The following is a 23,949-nucleotide window of genomic DNA, read 5'->3' as shown; positions in this document are numbered from 1 at the left end:
CCGTCAGTACCCGTTCTGCGACTCGGCGAGGTGCACGCCGAGGCTCTCCAGCCCGTACAGGAACATCTCCACCCCGACCGCGGCCAGCAGCAGCCCCAGCAGCCGCGACACCACCTCCAGCGAGGTGCGCCGGCTGACCCGCAGCAGCGGGGCGAGCAGCAGCACGCTGGCGCAGTCCACGGCGATCACCGCGACGTACATGGCGCCGACCGTGGAGTGCCAGCCGAAGGTGTCCCGGGTCAGCGACTCGACCAGCAGCGCGGTGATCGCCAGCGGGCTGGCCACGAACGGCAGCAGCAGCTCGCGGATGCCGTCGGCCAGCGGGTTGGCCAGGTGGCCCTCGTCCTTGCCGCCGCCGAGGTGGATCCCCAGCACCAGCGCGACCGCGTAGATGAAGAAGATCACCCCGCCGGCGATCTGCAGCGACTGGTCGGAGATGTGGAACAGCGACGCCATGAAGTCGGCGCTGTAGGCCAGCGCCAGGCCGACCACGGCCGCGACCAGCGAGGAGATCAGGGTCAGTCTGCGCAGCTCGGCCGGGGTGCGGGTCTGGCTGAGCTGGGCGAAGGCCAGCAGGACCTTGGGCGGGCCGACCACGGCGAAGAAGGTGACGAAGACGGTGCTCAGGTTGATCGCCGACATGGGCCCATGATGGGCCGTCAGCGTAGCCGGACGGTGACGCCACCCTGGCGGAGCACGTCGAGGATCGCGTCGAAGTACGAGCGCTCCTCCTCGTCGGGGCCGGTGACCCGGCGGGTCAGCGCCTGCGCGGAGACCAGCGCCTGCTGCCAGCGCAGCGCGAACGGCGGCTCGGGGCCGAAGCCGCCGCGCAGGCAGTCCGCCAGGGCGTCCAGGTTGCGGCCGTAGTAGCCGTCGGGGGCCCGGACGGCGCGGCCGAGTTCGGCCCAGAAGGCGTCCTCGTCGGTGACCTTCTCACCGTGCAGGACGTACTCGGGCGGCTGCGGTGCGGTGGGCATCGGGAGCTCCTGTCGGCTGGCGGCGGGTCGCCCGGATGGGTTCGCCGGGTCGAACGGGACGGGTGCGCGCGTTGGGATGGGCCCTACTGTCATCTCTTCCACACCAGGGGCAACACCATGACCAGTCTGCACCGCAAGGATCTCGGTCTGCTGGCACTGCGCGGAGTCGTCGGCGGTGTCCTGTTCGCGCACGGGACGCAGAAGCTGTTCGGCTGGTTCGGCGGCGGCGGCCTGGAGGGCACCGGGCAGGCGATGGAGCACATGGGCTTCACGCCGGGCGAGCGCAGCGCCCTGGCCGCCGGGCTGGGCGAGGCCGGCGGCGGCACCCTGCTCGCGCTGGGCCTGGCCACCCCGGCGGCCGGCTCGATCGTCGCCGGGACGATGGCCGGCGCGATCTCGGTGCACGCCCCCGCGGGCTTCTTCGCGCACGGCGGCGGCTACGAGTACCCGGCGCTGCTGGGCGCCTGCGGGCTGGCGCTGGGGATCTCCGGCGCGGGCCGCTACTCGCTGGACGCCGCGCTCGGGCACCGGCTGGCCCGCCCGTGGATGGGCGTGCTGGCCTTCGCGGCGAGCGCGCTGGGCGCCGCCGCGGTGGTGAGCCGCCGTCAGGACGAGGTGCGCAGGCGGGAGGCGCGGGCCGCCGACGAGGCGGCCCGCGAGAACGGCACCGGGCTCTCCTGAGCACCCACGACCGAAGGGATCCACTGATGAAGCGATCGATGCGGGCCGCGGCCGGCTGGACGGCGGCCGCACTGCTGGGCGGCGCGGCGCTGGCCGGGTGCTCCTCGGACGGCAAGACGACCCCCGCGGTCTCCTCGGCGCTGGAGGGCGCGCAGTCGAAGGTGGCCTCGGCGGCCGCCTCGGCCACCGCCGCGATCGGCTCGGCCGCGGCCTCGCTGGGCGCCTCCGCGCAGGCCGCCGCCTCCTCGGCGCTGGCCAGCGTCAAGGGCGGCCTGGACGCCAAGGACGACGTGGTGCTGGGCAGCGCCACCACCGACTCGGACGGGAAGCTGTCGGTGCCGCTGACGGTCACCAACCACGGTTCGCAATCCGGCAAGTACACGATTCAGGTCAACTTCGACGACGGGTCCGGAAACCTGCTCGACGCGACGGTGGTGAACGTGCCGGAAGTGGCGGCCGGTGCGTCCGCGCAGGCCACGGCCAAGAGCAACCGTTCGCTGACCGGCGCCGTCACGCCTGAGGTGGCGAACGCGCTGCGGTACTGACCGGACACCGAACCTTAAGCGCGGCGTAAGCGTCAGAACCCGCTCTTGACGGCCGAGTTGGTCTAGTCCATTTTACCTGGCAGGTGCAGGGAGCCCCTGGGCCGGCGCCGGTGGTGTAGACCACCGGCGCCGGTTCGGCTTATCCGCACCTGGAGTTTGTGCAGGCCAACGCTCGATTCCCCTGTCATGCCCATGGCCGTGCGACCCCACCTCGCACGGTGCACGCCCCCGGGCACGACCGGACCCCCACGACCAGGAGTCACGCAGCCATGCTTCGTTCCGTTTCCACCCAGTCGCCCGCGCGGCGGCGGCCGAAGAGCTGGGCCGCGCTCGCGGCCGGCACCGCCGCCTCCCTGCTGCTCGGCGGCACCCTGGCCCTGACCGGCAGCACCGCCCAGGCGGCCGCCACCAACTCGACCGGCGCCCCGGCCACCAGCGGCGGCATCAAGGTCGCGTACTTCGACCAGTGGTCGATCTACAGCAACGCCTACTACCTGAAGACGATGCAGGACACGGGCGCGGCGTCCAAGCTCGACTACCTCATCTACGACTTCGCGAACATCGACCCCACCAACCTCACCTGCTTCGAGGCCAACAAGGCCGCCTCGCAGAACGAGGACGACCCGAACGCGGGCGACGGTGCGGGCGACTCCTTCGCCGACTACCAGAAGACCTTCGACACCAACACCTCGGTGGACGGCGTCGCGGACACCTGGAACCAGCCGATCGTCGGCAACTTCAACCAGCTGAAGAAGCTGAAGGCGAAGAACCCGAACCTCAAGGTGCTGCTGTCCATCGGCGGCTGGACCTACTCGAAGTACTTCTCCGACGTGGCCGCCTCGGACACCGCGCGGAAGAAGTTCGTGTCCTCCTGCGTCGACATGTTCCTCAAGGGCAACCTGCCCTCCCAGGGCGGCTACGGCGGCCCCGGCACCGCGGCCGGCATCTTCGACGGCTTCGACCTCGACTGGGAGTACCCGGGCGGCGGCGGCCACACCGGCAACCACGCGGCCGCGGCGGACAAGCAGAACTTCACCGCGCTGCTCGCCGAGTTCCGCAGCCAGCTCAACACCCAGGGCTCCGCGGACGGCAAGACCTACGGCCTGACCGCCGCGGTCGGCGCCGGCCAGGACAAGATCAAGAACGTGGAGACCGACAAGATCGGTCAGTACCTCACGTTCCTGGACATCATGACCTACGACATGCACGGCGGTTGGGAGGCCCAGGGCCCGACCAACCACCAGGCGCCGATCTACACCAACCCGAACGACCCGATGACCCCGGTCCCCGGCGGCAACGGCAAGTACTCGGTGGACAGCGCCATCAAGGCCTACACCGTGGGTGACCCGCAGTACGGCATCCCCGGCGGCTTCCCGGCGAAGAAGATCAACGTCGGCGTGCCGTTCTACTACCGCGGCTGGACCGGCGTCACCGCCGGCAGCAACCACGGTCTGTTCCAGCCCGCGACCGGCCCGGCCACCGGCGCCGCCATGTCCGGCAACGTCAACGGCATCCGGATGTTCAAGGAGCTGAACGGCTTCGTCGACAACCCGTCCTACACCTACTGGGACGACGTCGCCAAGGCCGCCTACTTCTACGACGGCACCACCTTCTGGTCCGGCGAGAACGCCCAGTCGATCCAGGCCAAGCTGGACTACGCGCACTGCAACGGCCTCGGCGGCTCGTTCGCCTTCTCGATGTACGACCTGGGCACCCAGACCGCGCTGTTCGACAAGATGGTGACCGCCACCAACGGCTCCGCCGCGAGCTGCCCGGCCCCGACCCAGTCGGCCAGCCCGTCGGCCTCGGTCTCGCAGTCGGCCAGCCCGTCCGCGTCGGCCTCGGCCTCGCACTCCGCCAGCCCGTCGGCGTCGGCCTCGGCCTCGCAGTCGGCCAGCCCGTCCGCGTCCGCCTCGACCGGCACCTGCACCGGCGCCCCGAGCTGGAGCGCGGCGGCCATCTACGCCACCCCGACCAAGGTCTCCTGGAAGGGCCACTACTGGACCAACAAGTGGTGGACCACCAACGAGGACCCGACCCTGAGCGGCCAGTGGGGCGTCTGGGCCGACAACGGTGCCTGCTGACCACTGATCGACTGAGCTGAACCCCGCGAGGGGCGCGAGGAGAGAGATCTCCGCGCGCCCCTCGTTCGCGTTGCCGGCGGCCGGTCAGCAGGTCAGGTCGTCGGTGCGGCCGAGGGCGTCCGGCTGGGACTCCTCGATCCGGCGCAGCATCCGGGTCAGCGTCGCGGACAGCTCCGGGCGGACCTCGGCGGCCACGTCCTGCAGCAGGTCGGCCTCGAAGACGGCGGCCATCCGCATCAGCTCCAGCCACTTGTCGCGGCCCTCCGCGGTGAGCTCGATGATCACCCGGACCCGGTTGGCCTCGTCGCGATCCCGGGTGACCAGGCCCTCGGTGACCATCCGGTCGATCCGGTGGGTCATCGCGGCCGGGGTCAGCCCGAGCCGCTTGGCCAGCTCGCCCGGGCCCAGCCGGTACGGACTGCCGGAGATCACCAGCGCCTTGAGCACCTCCCACTCGGCGGAGGTGATGCCGAGGGTGGCCAGTTGGCGGCTGTACGCCACGTTCATCCGGCGGGCCAGTCGGGACAGGGTGGAGACGATGGTCTCCACCTGCGGGTCCACGGTGGGGAATTCCCGCTGGTAGACGGCCACCTGTTCGGCGATGCCGAGTTCGGTGGCGGTCTGGGGCTCCGCTCTGCGTGCGCTCATGGGTGCATTCTCCCACGCAAGGTGCAGCTGTTAAGCCTTTGACGCCGTAAGGTTTCGATGGTAAGACTTTAGGTCTGAAATCTTACGGAGTAAAGAAGAGGGGTGTGCAGTGAAGGAGTGGGGCGGCCGGCTGCGCCGCGTCCAGATCGGCAACGCGCTCAGCGCCTTCGGCAGCGGCTTCACCTTGCCGTACATGTTCGTGTACGTGGACCAGGTACGAGGGCTGGGCTCCGCGGCGGCCGGCGCGGTGTTCACCGTGTTCGCGCTGGCCGCGCTCGCCGTGCTGCCGTTCACCGGCCGCGGCATCGACCGGTACGGACCGCGGCCGGTGCTGCTGGCGGGCACGGCGATGGCCGCCGCCGGTGCGTTCGCGTTCGGGCAGGCCGTGAGCACGCCCGGGCTGCTGGTGTCCTCCTTCCTGTTCGGCGCCGGCGTCACCACCTGCCAGCCCGCGCTCGCCACGATGATCGTCCGCTGCACCGGCCGCGCCGAGCGGTCCCGCGCCTTCGCGCTCCAGTTCACCCTGGTCAACCTGGGCATGGGCATCGGCGCCCTGGTCGGCGGCCAGATCGTCGACACCGCCGACCCGGCCAGCCTCACCCGGCTGTTCACCATCGAGGCGCTGACCTTCCTCGGGCTGGCCGCCGTCACCGGCACCGCCAAGATGCCCGTCGAGGCCGTCGAGCCGAACCCGGCCGGCGGCGCCGCGGCGAACGGCGGCGGGTTGCGGACCCTGGTCGCCGACAAGGCCATGCTGCGGCTCTGCCTGCTCGCCGGGCTGATCTTCTTCACCTGCTACGGCCAGTTCGAGTCCGGCGTCGCCGCGTTCGCCACCGACACCGTCGGCACCGCGCCCGCCACCCTGGGCCTGGCCATCGGCGCCAACGCGCTGACCATCGTGCTGCTGCAGATGTTCGTCGTCCGGATCACCGAGCGCCGCCGCCGCACCACCGCGATGGCCGCCGCCGGCCTGGTCTGGCTCGCCGCCTGGGGCATGGCCCTGGTGGCCGGCCTGATCCGCACCGACGCGATGGCCGCCACGGTCGCCATCGTCGCGGTCTACGCCCTCTTCGGCGTCGGCGAGTCCCTGCTCGCCCCCACCATGGGCCCGATCGTCGCCGACCTCGCGCCCGCCCGCCTGCTCGGCACCTACAACTCCGGCTACGCCCTGGTGAAGCAGACCGCCGTCGCCGTCGGCCCCGCCGTCGGCGTCCTGCTGGTCGGCTCCGGCACCTGGCCGCTCTACCTCGCCGCGATGGCGCTCTGCACCCTGCTGATCGTCGCCCTGGCCGTCCGGCTGCGCGAGCACCTGACGCCCGCCCAGGACAACGTGCGGGTGCTGGCGGTGCCGCAGCGCGAGCTGGCGGAGCTGCAGGCCGCGGCCTGACGGGTCAACGGCCGGTCGGCGGCGGGCACCAGTCGATCGGGGTCTCCACGCCCATCAGCCAGCAGTACATGACCTGGCCGTGCTGCTCGCGGGTGGCGCCGATCAGCGGTTCCCGGTGGTCCAGCCAGTCCACCAGCCACTCGCCGAAGGTCGCCGGCCGGCCGTCCTCCGTCAGCAGCGGCCAGGGCTCCGGGTGGAGGGCGCGGTTGTCCATCCACATGGTGCCGCGGGCCGGCCCGGCCACCGCCAGGCCCACGGCGCAGCCCTCGCCGCGGGCCGCCAGGAACGCCAGACCCGGCACCGGCGCCACCGGGCTCCGCCAGCCCCAGCCCCGCTCGGTGCACCGCAACTCGTCGACGAACCAGCCGCCCGCGCTGACCTGCCGCAGGTACGCCCGGTACTCGGCGGGAAAGGTGAAACCGAGCCGGCCCTCCGCCTCCGCCACCCGCTCCTCCGCGAGCGGCGGGCTCACCGGGCACGGGCCGTCTGGGTCGTGCGCCGCGAGGGTCGAGACGCGGGTGCGGACGGAGGCCCAGTCGACGGCGGTCATGGCGCCGACCGTACCCGCCCGTCCGCACCCGTCCGCACCCGGCGGGGGTCAGCGGGCGATCGGCATCAGGAGCGAGAAGGTGTCCGCGCGGGAGGGGAAGCGGATGGCCAGCGGGCCGATCGGGCCGCCGAGTTCGAGGACCAGCTGGTCGGCGGTGCCGGCGGCCTGCAGGAGGAAGTCGCGATTGACGCGGACCAGCAGGTCGGCGGCGGGGGCGGCGCCGGGGAGGGCGTCGTCGGCGGTCGCGGTGAGGACGGTGACCGGGAAGTCCACGCCGTCCGCGGACCGGGTCGCGGTGTCGGGGGCGGCGGCCGCCAGCATGGCGTGCAGCTGATCGGCCGTCAGGGACAGTCGGTGGGTGGGCTCCAGCCGGACGAGGCGGCGGTAGTCAGGGAAGTCGTGGTCGGCGCGCTCGCCGGAGAGCTCGCGGCCGGCCGCGCGGACGGTGAAGTGCGCCCCGTCCAGGACCAGCTCGGCCTCCTCGGCGTCCGCCAGCAGGGCCCGGGCGGCGTCCGCCAGGGCGGTCGGCAGCAGCGCCGAGACGGCCGGGCCGTCGAGCGACGCCGGGCAGTCGGCGACCGCCAGCCGGTAGCGGTCGGTGGCGACCAGGTGCAGCACGCCGTCCTCCGCGTCAAGGAAGATCCCGGAGACGGCGGGCAGCGAGGAGTCGGCCGGGGCGGCGAAACGCACCGCGTCCAGGGCGGCCGCGAGCTGCGCGGCGGGAACGGTCAGACGGGTCTGGGGCATGGGGAACTCCCGGGTGTCGAGCAGGGAACGGATGGTGGAGAGCTCGCGGCGGGCATCGGACAGGCCGTCCTCCAGCCGGCGCAGGTGCGCGTCCAGCTCGGCGCGGGCCTCGGCCGGGCTGCCGGTCAGCACCCTGGTGATCCCGGCCAGCGGCAGGCCGACCCGGCGCAGGCGGGCCAGCAGCCGGGCGTCCGGCAGCTGCTCCTCCGCGTACCAGCGGTACCCGGTCCGCGGGTCCACCGCGGCCGGGACGAACACGCCCGCACCGTCGTAGAACCGCAGCGCGCTCACGCCCAGGCCGCTGGCCCGGGCCGTCTCGCCGATGCTGCGCATGGTGCTCTCCACGTGGTTGACCCTGTCCCCTCGACCTGGTCGAGGGTCAACCGTAGCCGCCGGGGCGCTGCGCCCCGGGTCGGCCGTCCCGTCCCCGTCACAGGCTAGGATGCGGACATTGCGGACAAGTCGTCAGTTTGCGGCGGACGGGGAGGGTATGGCGCTCGCGGTGCGGGAGGAGCGGCGGCAGGAGGCAGGACGCCGGGCGGTGCCGCGGGCGGACCGGTTCCGGTGGTGGGGGCCGGTCGGGGTGGCGGCGTTCGCCGGACTGCTGCGGCTGTGGGACCTGCCGTACCCGAACGCGTTCGTCTTCGACGAGACGTACTACCCGAAGGACGCGTGGTCGCTGTGGCAGCAGGGCTACGAGTCGGTGTGGCCGGACAACGCGAACCAGCTGATCCTCGGGGTGCCGCAGGTGATCCCGCTCAGCCAGGCGCCCGCGTTCGTCGCGCACCCGCCGCTGGGCAAGTGGGTGATCGGCCTGGGCGAGCACTTCTGGGGCCTGCACCCGTTCGGCTGGCGGATCATGGTGGCCGTGCTGGGCACGCTCGGCGTGCTGATGCTGGCACGGATCGGCCGGCGGCTGTTCCGCAGCACGCTGCTGGGGTGCGTCGCGGCGCTGCTGATGGGCGTCGACGGCCTGCAGTTCGTGATGAGCCGGGTCGGGCTGCTGGACGGCGTCTCGGCGTTCTTCGTGCTGGCGGCGTTCGGCTGCCTGCTGGTGGACCGCGACCGGACGCGTGACCTGCTGCGCGCCGCCTGGGCCGAGGGCGGCCGGGCCGCCGACGAGGTGCGGCTGGGCCTGCGCCCGTGGCGGCTCGGGGCGGGGGTGCTGCTCGGCGCCGCCTGCGCGGTGAAGTGGAACGGCCTGCAGGTGCTGGCCGTGTTCACGGTGCTCACCCTGCTGTGGGACCGGGCGGGCCGGCGGGCGGCGGGCGCGTACCGGCCGGGGCGGTCGACGCTGCGCCGGGACCTGTGGCCGGCCGCGCTGTCCATGGTGGGCAGCGCGCTGGTGGTGTACGTCGCCTCGTGGAGCGGCTGGTTCGCGACCGGCGGCGGCTACGACCGGCAGTGGGCGGACGGTCGGGCCGGGCTGTCGCCCCCGCGGACCCCGCTGGTCGACATCCCGCTGCCGCAGGTGTCGATGAGCTGGGTGCCGGCGCCGCTGCGCAGCCTGTGGCACTACCACGCGCAGATGTACGACTTCAACACCGGTCTGGCGTCCCCGCACACCTACCAGTCGAACCCGTGGAGCTGGCTGGTGCAGGGCCGGCCGGTGTCGATGTACTGGGAGCAGGTGCCGGACGGGCAGCGCGGCTGCACCTCGGCGGAGGGCTGCGCGAGCCAGATCCTGGCGCTGGGCACGCCCCTCCTGTGGTGGTCGGGGTGCTTCGCACTGGCGTACGCGCTGTACCGGTGGTTCTTCCGGCGGGACTGGCGCTCCGGTGCGGTGCTGGCCGGGGTGGTCGGGATCTACCTGCCCTGGTTCCAGTACCAGCACCGGACGATCTTCTCGTTCTACATGGTGCTGCTGGTGCCGTTCCTGTGCCTGGCGGTGGCGCAGATGCTGGGCGCGATGCTCGGCCCCGAGGGGTGCGCGCCGCGCCGGCGGGCCTGGGGCGCGGCCGGGGCGGGGCTGATCGTGCTGGCGGTCGTCGGCTGCTTCGCGTTCTTCCACCCGCTGTACACGGCGGAGGTGATCCCGATGTCCGAGTGGCGGGCCCGGATGTGGTTCACCAGCTGGATCTGACGCCCTGTGAGTTCCCGGCCCCGGCCGCCCGAGACGGAGAGACCCCGCACCCGATGAACAGCCTGACCGTCGCCGCGCTGACCTTCGGCATCGTGTTCCTCGCCGAACTGCCCGACAAGACCGCGCTGGCCAGTCTGGTCCTCGGCACCAAGTACCGGGCGGCGTACGTGTTCACCGGCATCGCCGCCGCGTTCGCCCTGCAGGTCGGCATCGCGCTGGTGGCCGGCCGGCTGCTGGCGCTGCTGCCGCACCGCTGGGTGGAGGGCATCACCGGGCTGCTGTTCCTGGTCGGCGCGGCCATGCTGCTCTGGCACCAGGACGACGAGGACGACGGCGCCGAGGGCCGGGAGCCCGCCGACGACTCGTTCTGGAAGGTGGCGGGCACCAGCTTCGTGATCGTCGCGGTGGCCGAGTTCGGGGACCTCACCCAGATCATGACGGCGAACCTGGCCGCCAAGTACGACGACCCGGTGGCGGTCGGCCTGGGTGCGTGGCTGGCGCTGTGCGCGGTCGGCGGGATCGCCGTCGTCGGCGGGCAGAAGCTGCTGCAGCACGTGCCGATGAAGGTGGTGGTGCGGATCGCCGCGCTGGCGATGATCGTGCTGGCCGCCTACAGCCTGTTCCGGGCGATCGCGGGCTGACGGGGCATCAGCGGCCGGGGCGGGTCAGCAGTCCGCGCTGGTCGGGGTCTGGCGCAGCGCGGCCTGGGTCGCCTCGTCGTAGACGCCGTCCTGGTAGTCCCGCAGCAGCTTGGACTTGCGCAGCTCGCTCTGGACGCTCTGCAGCACCTGGCGGGTCCAGTCGCCGAAGCCGAGCTGGTTGGTGCGGGTGCGGTCCATGGTGAGCGGGCCGATCCGGTTGCAGCGGAAGGCCATCAGCGCCTGCTGCATCTGCGTCACCTCCGGGCCGGTGTCGCCGAACTTCAGCTCCTTGGCAGGCGCCGCGGACGACTGCGCGGCCGAGGGCGTGCCCGGGCTGCTCGGGGCGGTCGGGGTGCTCGGGGCGACCGCGCCCTTGGTGGTGACGGCCTGACTCGGGCGGGCCGTGGTGCGGGTCGGCGAGGCGCTCCCGGTGGCGGGTGCCGGGGAGGCGTCGGTGACCTGGTTGCTCGGGTCCGGCGAGGGCTCGACGGGCGAGGACACCACCGGGCCGGTGGGCGCGGGCAGCGCGTTGTCGACCGGGGTCGGCGAGGAGCTCAGCAGCATCGCCAGGCTCGCGCCGAGCGCGGTCACCCCGACCGCGCCGCCTGCGATCACCAGGCGCTTGCGGTCGGCGCTCTGCTTGCGCTGCTCGCGGCGGCCGGTGCGGCTGAGCGGCGCGCCCGACCCGTCCTCGCGGAAGGTGAACATGCCGAGGTCCGCGGCGGGCGCCTCGGACCACTCCTCCTGGCCGTCGTCGAGGACGATCGGCCGGGCCGCCCCGACCGGCTCCGCCGGTGCCGGTTGCCCGACCTGGGACAGCGACTCGACGGCCGCGGCAGACACCGGCTGCGGCGGCGCCACCACCCGCCCCAGCGCGAACGGCACGGTCTGCTCCGGACCCGGGGTCGGCACGAACCGGCCCGGCGCACCGGGCGGTTGCGGTGCGGCGTGCTGCTGCGGCGGGACCGGCGGCAGCAGCTGCGTCGCGGCGGCGTCGGCCTGCGGCGGCTGCGGCGGCACCTGGTGCTGCGGCGGGTGGGGCGCGACCTGCGGCGATCCGAACGGGCTGGCGGCCTGCGGGACGTGCGGGGGCTGCGCCGGGGGGGCCGGCGGGGCCGGCGGGGTCGCGGCGGGCTGCGCGGCGAGCGGGTGGACGCCGGCCGGCGGGCCGGTGATCGGCTGCACGGGCGGCGGCCCGACCCGGGTGGCGAACGGGTCCACGGCCGGGTTGCCGGGCTCCACGACGGCCGCGCCGGCCACGTACGGCCGCACCAGCGGCGGGCCCTCCAGGTGCGGGAGGACGGCGGTGTCCTCGACCGAGGAGGCGGCGTCGCACGCGCAGCTGCCGGCCGTCCGTGCGGTGCCGCAGCGGGGGCAGCGCTCTGCCGGCATGGGCCGGTCCTCCTCGGGTCGGATCGAACGGGGTGATTATGCAGGAGCATTTCCCCGGGGCAACAGGGACGCCCGGGTCCAGGGGCGCTTGCTGTCCGCTTTGATGGCTAATCGGACGGTGTGAACGCTGGTCGGGCGGCGTTCTGACACCCGTTCGGGCCGGAGTCCCCGCCCGCGCGCCCGCTCAGCCGCCCGTCGCCGCCCCGGCCGCGGCGCCCGTCGGCGTCGCTCCCGCCCCGGCCGCTTCCGCGCTCGCCTGCTCGCGGAACTGCTGCGGGCTGATCCCGCGGACCCGCTTGAACGCGGCGCTCAGCGCGAAGCCGCTGCCGTAGCCGACCCGGCGGGCCACCGCGCCCAGCGTCGCGTCCGGCTCGGCCAGCAGGTCGGCCGCCTGGGCGAGCCGCCAGTCGGTGAGGTACGCCATCGGGGGCTCGCCGACCAGCTCGGTGAAGCGGCGGGCCAGCGCAGCCCGGGACGCCCCGCACTGCGCGGCCAGCTCGGTGACCGTCCAGGCCCGGGCCGGGTCGGCGTGCAGCAGGCCCAGCGCGCGGCCCACCACGGGGTCGGAGTGCGCCCGGTACCAGGCCGGGGCGAGGCCGCTGTCGCGGGCGAACCAGCAGCGCAGCGCCGAGATCAGCAGCAGGTCCAACAGCCGGTCCAGCACCGCCTCCTGGCCCGGCTCGTCACGGCCGATCTCCGCCTCCAGCAGCGCCACCAGCGGCGAGCCCCACTCCTCGGCGGTCAGCCGCAGCACCTGCGGCAGCGCCCGCAGCAGCCGCCCGCTGACCTCGCCGTGCAGCTGGTAGGTGCCGCTGAGCAGCACCGTCGCCGCGTCCCTGGTGGTGCCCCAGGTCCGCACGCCCTGGTCGAGCTCCTCGCACATCCGCGCGCCGTCGACGGTGGTCGACACCTGCCCGGGGTGGATCACCACCTGCGGCGCGGTCTCCGGCCGGTCCGCGACCGTGTACGGCTCGGGCCCGCGGACGATCGCCAGGTCCCCGGTGCGCAGCGGCACCGGAGGGCCGGTGTCCGGGACGATCCAGCCGCCGCCGCGCACGGGGGTCAGCACCGTCAGCGGGGCCCGGTCCTCGATCCGGATCGACCACGGCGGGTCGAACACCGAGCGCAGCAGGAACGCCCCTTGGGCGCGGGGCCCGGTCAGCAGTGCGGTGAGCGCGTCCACACCGGCCAGCGTAGTCGCGCGCCGCCCACCGGGCTGGACGCTCACGCATGCCAACGAGCGCCTCGGCCATGGATCTTGGCCGAGGCGCGGAGTTGACTGTCGGTCATGACGACACGAACGGGGGCGCGCGGCATGGCTGTTCTGCGCACAGTGACACTGATCGGCGCGGTCCTGACCACCGGGCTCGGCGCGGGGCTGTTCTACTCCTACGCCTGCTCGGTGATGCCGGGCCTGGCCAAGGTCGACGACCGGGCGTTCGTCGACACCATGCAGCGGATCAACGTGGCCATCCTGAACGGCTGGTTCATGCTGAGCTTCGTCGGCGCGCTGGTCCTGATCGCCGCCGCGGGCATCCTGCAGTGGCGCGGCGGCGACCGCACCGTGCTGCTGTGGATCGGCGCCGCCGCCGTCCTCCACCTGACCGTGTTCGTCGTCACCGCCGCCGTCAACGTCCCGCTGAACGACAAGCTGGCCGCCGCCGGGGCTCCCGACCGGCTCACCGACCCGGCCGCCGTCCGGGCCGCCTTCGAGGACGTCTGGGTCCGCTGGAACCTCGTCCGCGCGGTCACCGCCACGGCCGCCTTCGGCTGCCTGACCTGGGCGCTGGCCCTGGCGGGCCGCCGGTCCTGACCGGCCGGCGCGAGGTGGGGGAGGATGGGAGGCATGAGCGTCGTGAAGATCAATGTGCTGACCGTCCCCGCCGAGCAGCGGGAGGTGCTGGAGCAGCGGTTCGCCGCGCGGGCCGGTGCGGTGGAGGGCTCGGACGGCTTCGAGTGGTTCGAGCTGCTGCGGCCGGTCGAGGGCACCGACCAGTACCTGGTGTACACCCGCTGGCGGGACGAGGAGTCCTTCCGGGCCTGGATGGAGGGGCCGATGAAGGCGGCGCACCAGGGCGGCGGCGACCGGCCGCGGCCCGCGGCCAGCGGGTCCTCGGTGTGGTCCTTCGAGGTGGTGCAGCAGTCCGGGCCGAAGCAGTAGCGGGTCGGGAGCAGCGGGGCCGGTCCGGTCGGGACCGGCCCCGCCGTGCCGCTACCGGAAGGCGGCGCGGCGGGTGGCGCGGCGCAGGGTGCGCAGCAGCGGGCCGCCGACGGTCAGGCAGAGCACCGCGGTGAGGGCGGCGCGCGGCAGGTCCCAGCCGAGCGAGGTGGTCAGGCAGTAGAGGGCGAAGCGGGTGAGGTTGGCGGAGAACGGGTCGCCGGGCACGAACGAGATCGAGGTGCTCAACCCGCCGATGTACGGCCAGCCCTGAAGGTTCATCACCGTCCCGTAGCCGACCGCGGAGACCACGCCGTAGGCCGCCAGCAGCAGCAGTTCGGCCCGCCCGCGCAGCCCGGCGGCGCCCGGGAGCAGGCCCGCGCCGAGGCAGACCCAGCCCATCGCGAGCATCTGGAACGGCAGCCACGGGCCGACGCCGCCGGTGAGCAGGCCGGAGGCGAACATGGCGAGCGCGCCCAGCACGAAGCCGAAGCCCGGGCCGAGGGCCCGCCCGGCCAGCACCATCAGGAAGAACATCGGCTCCAGGCCCGCGGTGCCCGCGCCCAGCGGGCGCAGCGCCGCGCCGGCCGCGGCGAGCACGCCGAGCATCGCGACGGCCTTGGCGTCCAGGCCGGGCGCGCCGGTGGCGTGCCGGCCCTCGGACAGCTGGGCGACCAGGACGGCCAGCAGCAGCGGCATCAGCAGCGCGAACAGCCAGGGCGCGTCCGCGGAGTGGCCGACCAGGTCGGAGCTGCGGGAGGCGAGCAGCGGCCAGCCGAACGCGGCCACGCCGACCGCGGAGACCAGGCCGAGCGCGAGCACCGAGCGGCGGCCGAGCGGAACGGGCCGGGCGAGCGGGGTCATCGCGGCGGCTCCGCCGGGGCGAGGGCGGCGGCGACCTCGGCGACGGTGAGGTACGGCGGCAGGATCTTCGCGGTCTGCGGGGCGAAGGTCGGGGAGGCCAGCACCACCTCGGGGGTGGGGCCGTCCGCGACGATCTCGCCCTCGGCCAGCACGGCGGTGCGGTGGGCGAGTTCGGCGGCCAGCTCGACGTCGTGGGTGGCCAGCAGGATCGCGTGCCCCGCCTCGGCGAGGCCGCGCAGCACGGTGACCAGGCGGGCCTTGGCGGCGTAGTCCAGGCCCCGGGTGGGCTCGTCCAGCAGCACCACCGGAGGGCGGGCGGTCAGCACCACGGCCAGCGCGAGGGTGAGGCGCTGGCCCTCGGAGAGGTCGCGCGGGTGGCACCGCTCGTCGATGCCGGGCAGCAGGGCGGCCAGCAGGTCCCGGCAGCTGCCCGGTTCGGCGTCGGCGTCCTGGTCGGCGGCGGCGCACTCGGCGCCGACGGTCTCCGCGTACAGCAGGTCGCGCGGGTCCTGCGGGACCAGCCCGACCGAGCGGATCAGCTCCTTGGGACGGGACTTGTGCGGGACCAGGCCGTTCACCCGGACGGTGCCGGAGTCGGGCGCGTGCAGGCCGACCAGGCTGCCCAGCAGGGTCGACTTGCCCGCCCCGTTGCGGCCCATCAAGGCGGTGATCTCCCCGGCGGCGAGGGCGAGTTCGACCCCGCGCAGGGCCGGGACCGGCCCGCGGGACACCACCAGGCGACTCACGACGGCCACGGGTTCGCGCGCGGGGGAGGGGAGTCGGGGCACGGGCGCGGCGGGAAGCCGCTCGCGCAGGGTCGCCGCGCGGCGGCGGGCGTCGCGGACGGTCAGCGGCAGCGGCGTCCACCCGGCGAGCCGGCCGAGGTCGACCACCGGCGGGCGGACGGGGGAGCGGGCCATCATCGCGGCCGGGTCGCCGAGCACCGGCGGCTCGCCCGGGCCCGGCAGCAGCAGCACCCGGTCGGCGTACTGCACCACCCGCTCCAGGCGGTGCTCGGACAGCAGCACGGTTGTGCCCAGGTCGTGCACCAGGCGCTGCAGCACCGCCAGCACCTCCTCCGCCGCGCCCGGATCGAGCGCGGACGTCGGCTCGTCCAGCACCAGCACCTTCGGGTGGACGGTCAGCACCGAGCCGATCGCCACCCGCTGGCGCTGCCCGCCGGACAGCGAGGACAGCGCGCGGCCGCGCAGCTCGGCCAGGCCCAGCAGGTCCAGGGTCTCCTCGACGCGCCGTCGCATCACCGCCGGCGCCAGCCCCAGGGACTCCATGCCGTAGGCGAGTTCCTCCTCCACCGTGTCGGTGACGAAGTGCCCCGCCGGGTCCTGCCCGACCGTGCCGACCACGTCCGCCAGGTCCCGCGGGCGGTGGGTGCGGGTGTCCCGGCCGGCCACCGTGACCCGGCCGGTCAGGGTGCCGCCGGTGAAGTGCGGCACCAACCCGCAGACCGTGCCCAGCAGCGTCGACTTGCCGGCGCCGGACGGGCCGACCAGCAGGCACAGTTCGCCCTCCGGGACGGTCAGGTCGACGCCGTGCAGCGCCGGTCCGGAGGCGTCGGCGTACTCCACGCCGACCTGCTCGAAAGTGATCACCTGGTGCTCCGGGGCGGCTCGGGGGTGACGAAGGCGGGCAGCAGGCCGACCAGCACGGCCAGCGCGGGCAGCAGCGGCAGCCGGGGGACGGACGGCGGCGCCACCGGCGGGGTCAGCGCCTCCGGCCAGCGGCCCGCGTACCAGATCAGCGCGGCCGCGACCAGCAGGCCCGAGGCGGCCGTCAGCCACTCCGGCAGGGCCCACGGGTCGGGCCGGTAGCGGGTCCTGACGGAGCGTCGGCCGCCGAGCAGCAGGCCCGCCGCAGCCGCGCCGGCGCCCGCGAGCAGCACCGGCAGCGCCCACGGGTGACGGCCCGCGGTGAGCAGCCCGTACGTCGCGCCGCACACCCCGAGCAGGCCCGCCAGGGTCAACGCCCCGGCGGCGCGCACCAGTCGGCGCGGCACGGCGGCCGTCCGGCCGAACCCGCGGGTGTCCATCGCCGCGGCCAGCGCCACCGAACGCTCCAACGCGCCCTCCAGCACCGGCAGTCCGACCGACAGCACGGCCCGCACGCCCCGGTCCGAGCGGCCCCGCAGCCGGCGCGCCGCGCGCAGCCGCCGGACGTCCGCGACCAGGTTCGGCGCGAAGGTCATCGCCACCACCGCCGCCACGCCCGCCTCGTACAGGGCGCCCGGCAACGAGCGCAGCAGCCGGGACGGCGAGGCCAGCGCGTTCGCCGCGCCCACACAGGCCAGCAGCACCGCCAGCCGCAGGCCCTCGTACAGCGCGAACAGCACGCCCTCCAGGGTCACCTGCCCGCCCAGCCGGACGCCCTGCGCCCAAGCGGGCAGCGGGAGTTGCGGCAACGTGAGGAGCACGTGGGTGCCGCCGACCGGGGAGCCGAGCGCCACCGCGAACAGCATCCGCACGGCCAGCACCGCCAGGCCCAGGCGCAGGAACGCGGCGTAGGAGCGCGACCAGGGCGCGTCGCTGCGGCGGGCCGCCACCACGTAGCCGGCCACCGCCAGGACCAGCAGCAGAAGCAGCGGGTCGGTGGTCCTGGTGGCGGCCCCGGCCAGGCCGAGCGACCACAGCCACCACGCGCCCGGGTGCACCTGCCGGGTCAGCGTACGGCTGTGCGCGGCACGGGAGTTGATGCGTGACCCGGTTCCCGGGTCGGCGCGGCGCAGGCGGGCGGTGGACATGCTCAGCGGCTGCGGCGGCGACGGGCCTGCCAGACCGCGCCCGCGCCCAGCAGGACGATCGCGGCCGCGCCCGCCACCAGGCCGAGGTCCGGGCCGCCCGAGTCCTTCGCACGGCCCGACGCGGTGCTGGAGTCGGCGCCGGAGACCGGCTCGCCGCAGCCCGCGCGCGGGTAGCCCGCGATCGCGCACAGCAGCCCGCTGGAGTCGTAGCGCAGCGGCGGCGCGACCGCCGCCAGCACCTCCGCCGAGTTCGCCGCCGTCGGCACCGAGGCGCACACCGGGCGGACGGCGGGCGGCTGTTCGCCCTTCGGGGCGTCCTCGGCGGTGCCGAAGTCGAGCACCACGGCGACCCGCTTGCGGCCGCCGCTCGGCGCGGTCCCGGCGCACACCGAGCCGAAGTCGGGGGCGAGCGCCGGCCGGGGGGTGCCCTGGCCGCCGTCGGGGCTCAGCACGAACCGCCAGCCGTCCACCGTTCCGTCCGCCGGCACGTACCCGGTCGGCGCGGCCTGCTGGTACGCCCAGCCGTCCGCGCCGCCCTTCCAGAACGACCAGTAGCGGTAGTCCGCGGCGTGCGCGGAGCCCGCCGCCGGGCCGAGCAGCGCGAGCAGCAGGACACCGAGCAGGGAGAGGACGGCGACCGGCCCGCGACGGGTGGTCACCGGTCCTCCGAGGGGGCCGCGGAGCCGCCCGCCGGGGTCTCGGCGTCGGTCGCGGACGGGACGGCCGGGGCGGCCGCGGCGGTGTGGCGGCGGCGGTTGAGGCTGAGCAGGATGCCCGCGCCGATGCCGACCAGCAGGCCCACGCCGATCAGCCAGCCCGCCGAGAAGCCGCTGTTCTCGTCCGGTTCGGTGATCGCCGAGCCGGGCGCGCGGGTGGCCTCCGGGTCGCCGGCCGCGGGGGCGGACTTCGGCTTCGGGCCCGCGTCGGCGAGCAGCTGCACCAGGTTGGCGCCGCCGAAGTTGTACGGGTCGAGCTGGGCGGCGCGGGCGGTCAGCACCAGGGTGGCGGTGGCGGCCGGATCGGTGCCGCTCTTGCCCTGCGCGGCCCACGCGTAGCCGTTGCCCGCCAGCCAGTCGGCGGCGCTGGCGGCCTCCGCGCCGTGCCCGGCGGCGACCAGCCCGAGCACCGCCCAGGCGGTGGAGTTGAAGTCGGGGCCCGCGGCCGCGCCGGGGGTGTCCAGCAGCAGGCGCTGGCCGCCGGCGGCGAGCTTGCCGGTCAGGTACGCGGCGTCCGCCTCGGCGGAGTCGGCGTGCGCGACCGTGCCGTTGGCGTCGGCGCAGGCCGGGGCCTTCGGCGGGGCGGCCCTGCGGTCGGTGGTGGCGACCGGCAGGTGCCCGCCCGCGGCGGCCAGCAGGGCCTGCGCGGAGGCCAGCGTGTTGGCGGCGGCCGGGGCGTTCGGCACCGGCTGGTACACGAACGCGCCGCGCTGGTCGGCGGCGGCAGCGCAGCCCAGCTGGAACGAGGCCAGGCCGTCGTACGCCGTGTGCGGGGCGGCGCCGACCTGTGCCGGGTCGGCGCCGGCGGCGAGCAGCGCGTTGACCACCAGCGCGGTGGAGTCGGCGTCGCCGGCCGCGCCCGGGTTGTACGCCCAGGTGCCGTCCGGGTTCTGCTGCGCGCGCAGCCACTCCACGCCCCGGCCCGCCTGCGGCTGGTGCCCGCCCAGCGCGGTGAGCGCCTGGACGGCCATCGCGGTGGCGTTGGTGTCCTCGGTGGCGGGGGTGCACGGGGCGCCCTCGGCCCGGTACGAGGGCCAGCCGCCGTCCTCGCACTGCTGGCCGAGCAGCCACTGCACGGCGCTGTCGGCGGGCACCACCTTCTCCTGCTGCAGGGCGATCAGCGCCAGCGACTGCCGCCACACGCCGTCGTACTGCGGGTCGCCCTTGCCGTACAGCCCGGCCGGAGCGGCAGCGGACGCGGCGGCCGGGGACGAGGCGGCCGGGGACGAGGCCGCGGCGGACGCGGACGGCGCGGCGGTGTCGGCGAGCGCGGGGGCGGCGGCGACGCCGGCGAACAGGGCGCCGGTCAGCGCGGCGGCGCCCAGGCGGGCAGCGGTCAGCATGAGGGTGAAGCCTTTCGGTGAGCGGTCGCAGCGGACCGGGGAGGTACCCCGGCCGCCCGTAGACCCACGACGGAGGAGGGCCGCTCGCCTCCGGCCGGGCAGTCCGACTGCGCCGCCCCGGCGGGACGGCTCACGGTTGCGGGTCAGTGCCGGAATCGCACCGGCTTCCCCCGGCCCCGGAGGCGGATGAAGTTGTGGTCGGGACCGGCCGGGCCGTTCCGCGACCCATGACTCTAGCCGCCGCCCGCGGACGCCCCCGCGCCAGGTGGTGGAACCGGTTGCAGTTCCGGCTCGGCGGCGGCGGGCGTGAGCAACCGGGCCGCGGTGTGCAGGTCGGCCCGGACCTCCGCCAGCGAGGCCCGCCCGGACAGCCACACCAGCAGGGTGGCGTGCCAGGTGTGGCCGACCACCCGCAGGGCGGCCTGCTGGCCGGCGGTGGGCGGGTCGGGCAGCCGGGCGGCCTCCAGCACGATGGCGGAGGTGAGCTGGGCGACCTCGTCCACCTCGCTGCCCACCGAACGGTCCGCGAAGGACAGCGCCCGCACCATCGCCTCCGCCAGCCGCGGCTCGCGCTGCAGCGCGTGGAAGGCGTTGGTGAGCGCCTCGGCGACCCGCGCCGCCGGGTCCGCCCCGGTCGGCGGACGTCTCCTCACCTGCTCGTGCAGCCGCTCCAACTGCTCGCGCATCACCGCCACCAGCAGATGCACCTTGGACGGGAAGTACCGGTACAGGGTGCCCAGCGCGACCTGCGCGCTCTCCGCGACCTCGCGCATCTGCACCGCCTCGTAGCCGCCCCGCGCGGCCAGCGCCGTGGCCGCCCGCAGGATGCCCCGGCGGCGCTCGGCCTGGCGCGGCGTCAGCACCCCGTCGGCGGCGGCGTTCGCGGTCACGGGCACTCCAGGGGCGGGCCGATCGGGGAGGCGGGCGGGGGCGGAGCGTGGCGTGAATCACCTGCCGGGGCTTCTGGCGAAAAGCTACGGGCCGGTAATCTTCGAGGTCCCTCGTTGTTCACTTTCTCCAACGACGAGCCCGCACCGCTGTGAAACATGATCTACTTTACCGTTCGGCGGCCTCCTCCGTCGCCGGTCCCGGTGAGTAGCTGAGAAGGGGACTGGGGATGACCGCTGTGTCGCCGCCGCCGCTGCGGATCGCCCTGCTGTCGTACCGCGGCGACCCGTTCTGCGGCGGCCAGGGCGTCTACGTGCGCCACCTGTCGCGGGAGCTGGCCCGGCTCGGGCACCACGTCGACGTGATCGGCGCCCAGCCGTACCCCGTGCTGGACGAGGTCGAGGGCCCCGGCAGCGTCCGCCTGGTCGAACTCCCGAGCCTCGACCTGTACCGCGCCGACGACCCGTTCCGCACCCCCGCCGTCGGCGAGTTCCGCGGCCCGGTGGACGTGCTGGAGTACGCCGTGATGCGCACCGGCGGCTTCCCCGAGCCGCTGACCTTCTCGCTGCGCGCCCGCCAGTACCTGGCCCGGCACAAGGGCCGCTACGACGTGGTGCACGACAACCAGACCCTCGGCTACGGCCTGCTCGGCCTGGCCCGGCACGGCTTCCCGCTGGTCACCACGGTCCATCACCCCGTCACCGTGGACCGCAAGTTGGAGATCGACGCGGCCGCCGGGCGGCTGGCCCGGCTCGGCAAGCGCCGCTGGTACTCCTTCGTCCGGATGCAGCGCCGGGTGGCCGGCCGGCTCGACCAGGTGATCACCGTCTCGGAGAGCTCCAAGGCCGAGATCGCCGCCCAGCTCGGCACCGCCCCCGGCGCGATCTCGGTCGTCCCGATCGGCGCCGACACCCGCCTCTGGTCGCCGTCCGACCGGGTCGCCCGCGTCCCCGGCCGGATCGTCACCACCTCCAGCGCCGACGTCCCGCTCAAGGGCCTGGTGCACCTGGTCGAGGCGCTCGCCAAGATCCGCACCGAACGGGACGCCCACCTGATCGTGGTCGGCAAGCCGCAGAAGGAGGACGGGCCGGTCACCGACGCGGTGCGCCGGTTCGGGCTGGAGCAGCACATCGAGTTCCGCACCGGCCTGACCGACCGTGAACTCGTCGACCTGTACCGCTCCGCCGAGGCCGCCTGCGTGCCCTCCCTGTACGAGGGCTTCTCGCTGCCCGCCGCCGAGGCGATGGCCACCGCCACCCCGCTGGTCGCCACCACCGGCGGCGCGATCCCCGAGGTTGCCGGACTCGACGGCGAGACCTGCCTGGCCGTCCCGCCCGGCGACGCCGGCGCGCTGGCCGCCGCCCTCGGCCGCCTGCTCGACGACCCCGACCTGCGCACCCGGCTCGGCACCGCCGGGCGGGACCGCGTCCTCGCCCGGTTCACCTGGGCCCGCGCCGCCGAACTGACCGCCGAACGCTACCGGGCCGCGATCGCCACCGGTGCCGGCTCCGCCGCCCGCTCCGGCCCCGGCTGGCGCTACGTCGGCTGACGCCGCGCCGGCCGACGATCTGTCAACCTCCTGGTACCACCCCCTTCGTGAATGGGAGCACCGCAGTGCTGACCGTCGACTTCTCCCGCTTCCCGCTCGCCCCAGGCGACCGGGTGCTCGACCTGGGCTGCGGCGGCGGCCGGCACGCGTTCGAGTGCTACCGGCGCGGAGCCAACGTGGTCGCCCTCGACCAGAACGCCGAGGAGATCGCCGAGGTCCGCAAGTGGTTCGCCGCCATGGAGCAGGCCGGCGAGGCCCCCGCCGGGGCCAGCGCCACCGCCATGGAGGGCGACGCGCTCAACCTGCCGTTCGGCGACGACACCTTCGACCGGATCATCATCTCCGAGGTGATGGAGCACATCCCCGACGACAAGGGCGTGCTGGCCGAGATGGTCCGCGTCCTGAAGCCCGGCGGACTGCTCGCCGTCACCGTGCCCCGCTACCTGCCCGAGAAGATCTGCTGGGCGCTCTCCGACGAGTACCACGAGGTCGAGGGCGGCCACATCCGGATCTACAAGGGCGACGAACTCGTCGACAGGGTCCGCGAGGCCGGCCTGACCCCGTACGGCAGCCACCACGCGCACGCCCTGCACTCCCCGTACTGGTGGATCAAGTGCGCCGTCGGCGTCAACAACGACAAGGCCCTGCCGGTCCGCGCCTACCACCAGCTGCTGGTCTGGGACATCGTCGGCACCCCCGTGATCTCCACCCTCACCAAGGCCGCCGAGAAGGCGCTCAACCCCGTCCTCGGCAAGTCCTTCGTCGTCTACGCCAGCAAGCCGCACGAGCCGGGGGCCGGCGCGTGACGGCCGCCGTGCCCGCCGCCCTGCTGCTGGACGGCGTGCTGGACGCCGCGCAGGCCGCCGACACCGTCCGCTCGATCCTCGCCCACCAGCAGCCCGACGGCGCCATCCCCTGGTTCCACGGCGGACACCTCGACCCCTGGGACCACACCGAGGCCGCCATGGCCCTCGACACCGCGGGCAAACACGCCGCCGCCGAAGCCGCCTACCAGTGGCTCGCCGACCGGCAGAACGCCGACGGCTCCTGGTACGCCGCCTACGCCTACGGCCGGGCCGGCACCGCCGACGGCACCGCCACCGACCTCGCCCGGGAGACCAACTTCTGCGCGTACGTCGCCGTCGGCGCCTGGCACCACCACCTGTCCACCGGCGACGACAGCTTCCTGGAACGGATCTGGCCCACCGTCAGCCGCGCCCTCGACCACACCGTCCGGCTCAGCCTCCCCGGCGGCGCGATCGCCTGGCGGCAGGACGAGGACGGCACCGCCGCGACGGACGCGCTGCTCACCGGCTCCTGCTCGATCCTGCACGCCCTGCGCTGCGGACTGGCCCTCGCCGACCACCTCGACCGGCCCCAGCCCGACTGGGAGCTGGCCGCCGGGCGGCTGCGGCACGCCATCGCCCGCCACCCCGAGCGGTTCCTCGACAAGGACCGCTACTCCATGGACTGGTACTACCCCGTCCTCGGCACCGCCCTGCGCGGCGAGGAGGCCACCCGGCGGCTGGCCGCCGACTGGGACCGCTTCGTCGTCCCCGGCCTCGGCGTCCGCTGCGTCAGCGACCGGCCCTGGGTCACCGGCGGCGAGAGCGCCGAACTCGCGCTCGCGCTCTGGGCCGCCGGCCAGTCCGACCGCGCCGTCGAGATCCTCCGCTGGATCCAGCACCTGCGCCACCAGGACGGCTCCTACTGGACCGGCTACGTGTTCGAGGACGACGCGATCTGGCCCGAGGAACGCACCACCTGGACCGCCGGCGCGCTGCTGCTCGCCGTCGCGGCCCTCGGCGGCGACCACGCGACGATCAGCGTCTTCGGCGGCGAACACCTCCCCGCCGGGCTGGCCGTCGACGACTGCTGCTAGCCGGCGACGCGTCCGGGAACCGCGCGGCGGGAGGCACTCGACGAAAAGGTCCGTCCTCG

24 protein-coding genes and 1 riboswitch are annotated in these 23,949 nt (G+C 74.7%); of the genes, 11 read left to right on the top strand and 13 right to left on the bottom strand.

Going from position 1 to position 23,949, the window contains the following annotated elements; all coding sequences use genetic code 11:
• Nucleotides 1–3: 3 nt before the first annotated feature.
• Together BX266_RS10945 and BX266_RS10940 are read right to left on the bottom strand one after the other, a co-directional pair.
• Complete coding sequence (locus BX266_RS10945; RefSeq protein WP_099898897.1) at nt 4–642, bottom strand: MarC family protein; 639 nt, start codon at nt 640–642, stop codon at nt 4–6.
• A 17-nt stretch (nt 643–659) separates the two neighbouring features.
• Nucleotides 660–977, bottom strand: coding sequence for a barstar family protein (locus BX266_RS10940; RefSeq protein WP_259464648.1), 318 nt, complete (start codon nt 975–977; stop codon nt 660–662).
• A 117-nt stretch (nt 978–1,094) separates the two neighbouring features.
• Here BX266_RS10940 and BX266_RS10935 point away from each other — a divergent pair, with 117 nt between their 5' ends.
• The 3 genes from BX266_RS10935 (at nt 1,095) to BX266_RS10925 (ending at nt 4,287) form a co-directional block, all read left to right on the top strand.
• Nucleotides 1,095–1,658 carry a DoxX family protein gene (locus tag BX266_RS10935; protein ID WP_099898893.1) on the top strand — a complete coding sequence of 188 codons (564 nt, stop codon included), beginning with the start codon at nt 1,095–1,097 and terminating at the stop codon, nt 1,656–1,658.
• Nucleotides 1,659–1,684: 26 nt separating this feature from the next.
• Nucleotides 1,685–2,203 carry a hypothetical protein gene (locus BX266_RS38490; RefSeq protein WP_259464647.1) on the top strand — a complete coding sequence of 173 codons (519 nt, stop codon included), beginning with the start codon at nt 1,685–1,687 and terminating at the stop codon, nt 2,201–2,203.
• Nucleotides 2,204–2,472: 269 nt separating this feature from the next.
• Nucleotides 2,473–4,287 carry a glycosyl hydrolase family 18 protein gene (locus BX266_RS10925; protein WP_099898891.1) on the top strand — a complete coding sequence of 605 codons (1,815 nt, stop codon included), beginning with the start codon at nt 2,473–2,475 and terminating at the stop codon, nt 4,285–4,287.
• An 84-nt stretch (nt 4,288–4,371) separates the two neighbouring features.
• Here the strand turns inward: BX266_RS10925 and BX266_RS10920 are convergent, their stop codons facing one another.
• A complete protein-coding gene (locus BX266_RS10920; RefSeq protein WP_099898889.1) occupies nt 4,372–4,935 on the bottom strand; it encodes a MarR family winged helix-turn-helix transcriptional regulator in 564 nt (187 codons plus the stop codon).
• Between the two features lie 109 nt (nt 4,936–5,044).
• Here BX266_RS10920 and BX266_RS10915 point away from each other — a divergent pair, with 109 nt between their 5' ends.
• On the top strand, nt 5,045–6,322 hold the full coding sequence (locus tag BX266_RS10915) for an MFS transporter (protein ID WP_099898887.1): 1,278 nt from the start codon (nt 5,045–5,047) through the stop codon (nt 6,320–6,322).
• Nucleotides 6,323–6,326: 4 nt separating this feature from the next.
• Here BX266_RS10915 and BX266_RS38485 read toward each other — a convergent pair whose 3' ends face one another.
• Entirely contained in the window at nt 6,327–6,872 is a 546-nt protein-coding gene (locus tag BX266_RS38485) for an SMI1/KNR4 family protein (RefSeq protein WP_180290448.1), read from the bottom strand.
• A 48-nt stretch (nt 6,873–6,920) separates the two neighbouring features.
• Nucleotides 6,921–7,964 carry a MerR family transcriptional regulator gene (locus tag BX266_RS10905; RefSeq protein ID WP_259464646.1) on the bottom strand — a complete coding sequence of 348 codons (1,044 nt, stop codon included), beginning with the start codon at nt 7,962–7,964 and terminating at the stop codon, nt 6,921–6,923.
• Between the two features lie 145 nt (nt 7,965–8,109).
• On the opposite strand from BX266_RS10905, the gene BX266_RS10900 reads away from it, so the two are divergent.
• Together BX266_RS10900 and BX266_RS10895 are read left to right on the top strand one after the other, a co-directional pair.
• Nucleotides 8,110–9,702 (top strand): dolichyl-phosphate-mannose--protein mannosyltransferase, encoded by a 1,593-nt coding sequence (locus BX266_RS10900; protein WP_099898883.1) that lies wholly within the window; start codon nt 8,110–8,112, stop codon nt 9,700–9,702.
• A gap of 53 nt (nt 9,703–9,755) precedes the next feature.
• Nucleotides 9,756–10,343: a TMEM165/GDT1 family protein gene (locus BX266_RS10895; RefSeq protein ID WP_099898881.1), complete on the top strand. Its 588-nt coding sequence runs from the start codon at nt 9,756–9,758 to the stop codon at nt 10,341–10,343.
• 24 nt (nt 10,344–10,367) lie between these two features.
• Here BX266_RS10895 and BX266_RS10890 read toward each other — a convergent pair whose 3' ends face one another.
• Both BX266_RS10890 and BX266_RS10885 read right to left on the bottom strand, forming a co-directional pair.
• Nucleotides 10,368–11,735, bottom strand: coding sequence for a hypothetical protein (locus tag BX266_RS10890; RefSeq protein WP_099898879.1), 1,368 nt, complete (start codon nt 11,733–11,735; stop codon nt 10,368–10,370).
• A 184-nt stretch (nt 11,736–11,919) separates the two neighbouring features.
• On the bottom strand, nt 11,920–12,918 hold the full coding sequence (locus tag BX266_RS10885) for an AraC family transcriptional regulator (protein WP_099898877.1): 999 nt from the start codon (nt 12,916–12,918) through the stop codon (nt 11,920–11,922).
• A 105-nt stretch (nt 12,919–13,023) separates the two neighbouring features.
• On the opposite strand from BX266_RS10885, the gene BX266_RS10880 reads away from it, so the two are divergent.
• Complete coding sequence (locus BX266_RS10880) at nt 13,024–13,548, top strand: DUF1772 domain-containing protein (protein ID WP_259464645.1); 525 nt, start codon at nt 13,024–13,026, stop codon at nt 13,546–13,548.
• Nucleotides 13,549–13,581: 33 nt separating this feature from the next.
• Nucleotides 13,582–13,896 (top strand): antibiotic biosynthesis monooxygenase, encoded by a 315-nt coding sequence (locus BX266_RS10875; RefSeq protein ID WP_099898873.1) that lies wholly within the window; start codon nt 13,582–13,584, stop codon nt 13,894–13,896.
• Nucleotides 13,897–13,947: 51 nt separating this feature from the next.
• On the opposite strand, the gene BX266_RS10870 is transcribed toward BX266_RS10875, so the two are convergent.
• The 6 genes from BX266_RS10870 to BX266_RS10845 all read right to left on the bottom strand — a co-directional run bounded on the left by BX266_RS10870 (nt 13,948) and on the right by BX266_RS10845 (nt 20,461).
• The gene (locus BX266_RS10870; protein WP_099898871.1) at nt 13,948–14,757 is read right to left on the bottom strand and encodes an ECF transporter S component; all 810 of its coding nucleotides are present in this window, start codon (nt 14,755–14,757) and stop codon (nt 13,948–13,950) included.
• A complete protein-coding gene (locus BX266_RS10865) occupies nt 14,754–16,367 on the bottom strand; it encodes an ABC transporter ATP-binding protein (protein WP_099898869.1) in 1,614 nt (537 codons plus the stop codon). Before BX266_RS10865 ends, BX266_RS10870 begins: the two co-directional genes overlap by 4 nt.
• Nucleotides 16,364–17,512 (bottom strand): energy-coupling factor transporter transmembrane protein EcfT, encoded by a 1,149-nt coding sequence (locus tag BX266_RS10860; RefSeq protein ID WP_259464644.1) that lies wholly within the window; start codon nt 17,510–17,512, stop codon nt 16,364–16,366. The genes BX266_RS10865 and BX266_RS10860 overlap by 4 nt, the downstream gene beginning before the upstream one ends.
• Nucleotides 17,513–17,514: 2 nt before the next feature.
• A complete protein-coding gene (locus BX266_RS10855; RefSeq protein ID WP_099898867.1) occupies nt 17,515–18,171 on the bottom strand; it encodes an SCO2322 family protein in 657 nt (218 codons plus the stop codon).
• Nucleotides 18,168–19,571 (bottom strand): prenyltransferase/squalene oxidase repeat-containing protein, encoded by a 1,404-nt coding sequence (locus tag BX266_RS10850; protein ID WP_099898865.1) that lies wholly within the window; start codon nt 19,569–19,571, stop codon nt 18,168–18,170. The genes BX266_RS10855 and BX266_RS10850 overlap by 4 nt, the downstream gene beginning before the upstream one ends.
• A 96-nt stretch (nt 19,572–19,667) precedes the next feature.
• A riboswitch (cobalamin riboswitch) is annotated at nt 19,668–19,742 on the bottom strand.
• Nucleotides 19,743–19,804: 62 nt separating this feature from the next.
• Nucleotides 19,805–20,461, bottom strand: a complete 657-nt coding sequence (locus BX266_RS10845) for a TetR family transcriptional regulator (protein ID WP_099898863.1) — start codon at nt 20,459–20,461, stop codon at nt 19,805–19,807.
• Between the two features lie 227 nt (nt 20,462–20,688).
• Here BX266_RS10845 and BX266_RS10840 point away from each other — a divergent pair, with 227 nt between their 5' ends.
• The 3 genes from BX266_RS10840 to BX266_RS10830 all read left to right on the top strand — a co-directional run bounded on the left by BX266_RS10840 (nt 20,689) and on the right by BX266_RS10830 (nt 23,890).
• Nucleotides 20,689–22,008, top strand: a complete 1,320-nt coding sequence (locus BX266_RS10840) for a glycosyltransferase family 4 protein (RefSeq protein ID WP_099898861.1) — start codon at nt 20,689–20,691, stop codon at nt 22,006–22,008.
• Nucleotides 22,009–22,073: 65 nt separating this feature from the next.
• Nucleotides 22,074–22,814 carry a class I SAM-dependent methyltransferase gene (locus BX266_RS10835; RefSeq protein ID WP_099898859.1) on the top strand — a complete coding sequence of 247 codons (741 nt, stop codon included), beginning with the start codon at nt 22,074–22,076 and terminating at the stop codon, nt 22,812–22,814.
• Nucleotides 22,811–23,890 carry a prenyltransferase gene (locus BX266_RS10830; protein WP_259464643.1) on the top strand — a complete coding sequence of 360 codons (1,080 nt, stop codon included), beginning with the start codon at nt 22,811–22,813 and terminating at the stop codon, nt 23,888–23,890. The genes BX266_RS10835 and BX266_RS10830 overlap by 4 nt, the downstream gene beginning before the upstream one ends.
• Nucleotides 23,891–23,949: the final 59 nt, after the last annotated feature.

Source organism: Streptomyces sp. TLI_171 (assembly GCF_003610255.1).
Taxonomy (GTDB): Bacteria; Actinomycetota; Actinomycetes; order Streptomycetales; family Streptomycetaceae; genus Kitasatospora.
Note: the sequence above shows the minus strand (reverse complement) of the source record. Positions and strands in the feature narration are given on the sequence as shown.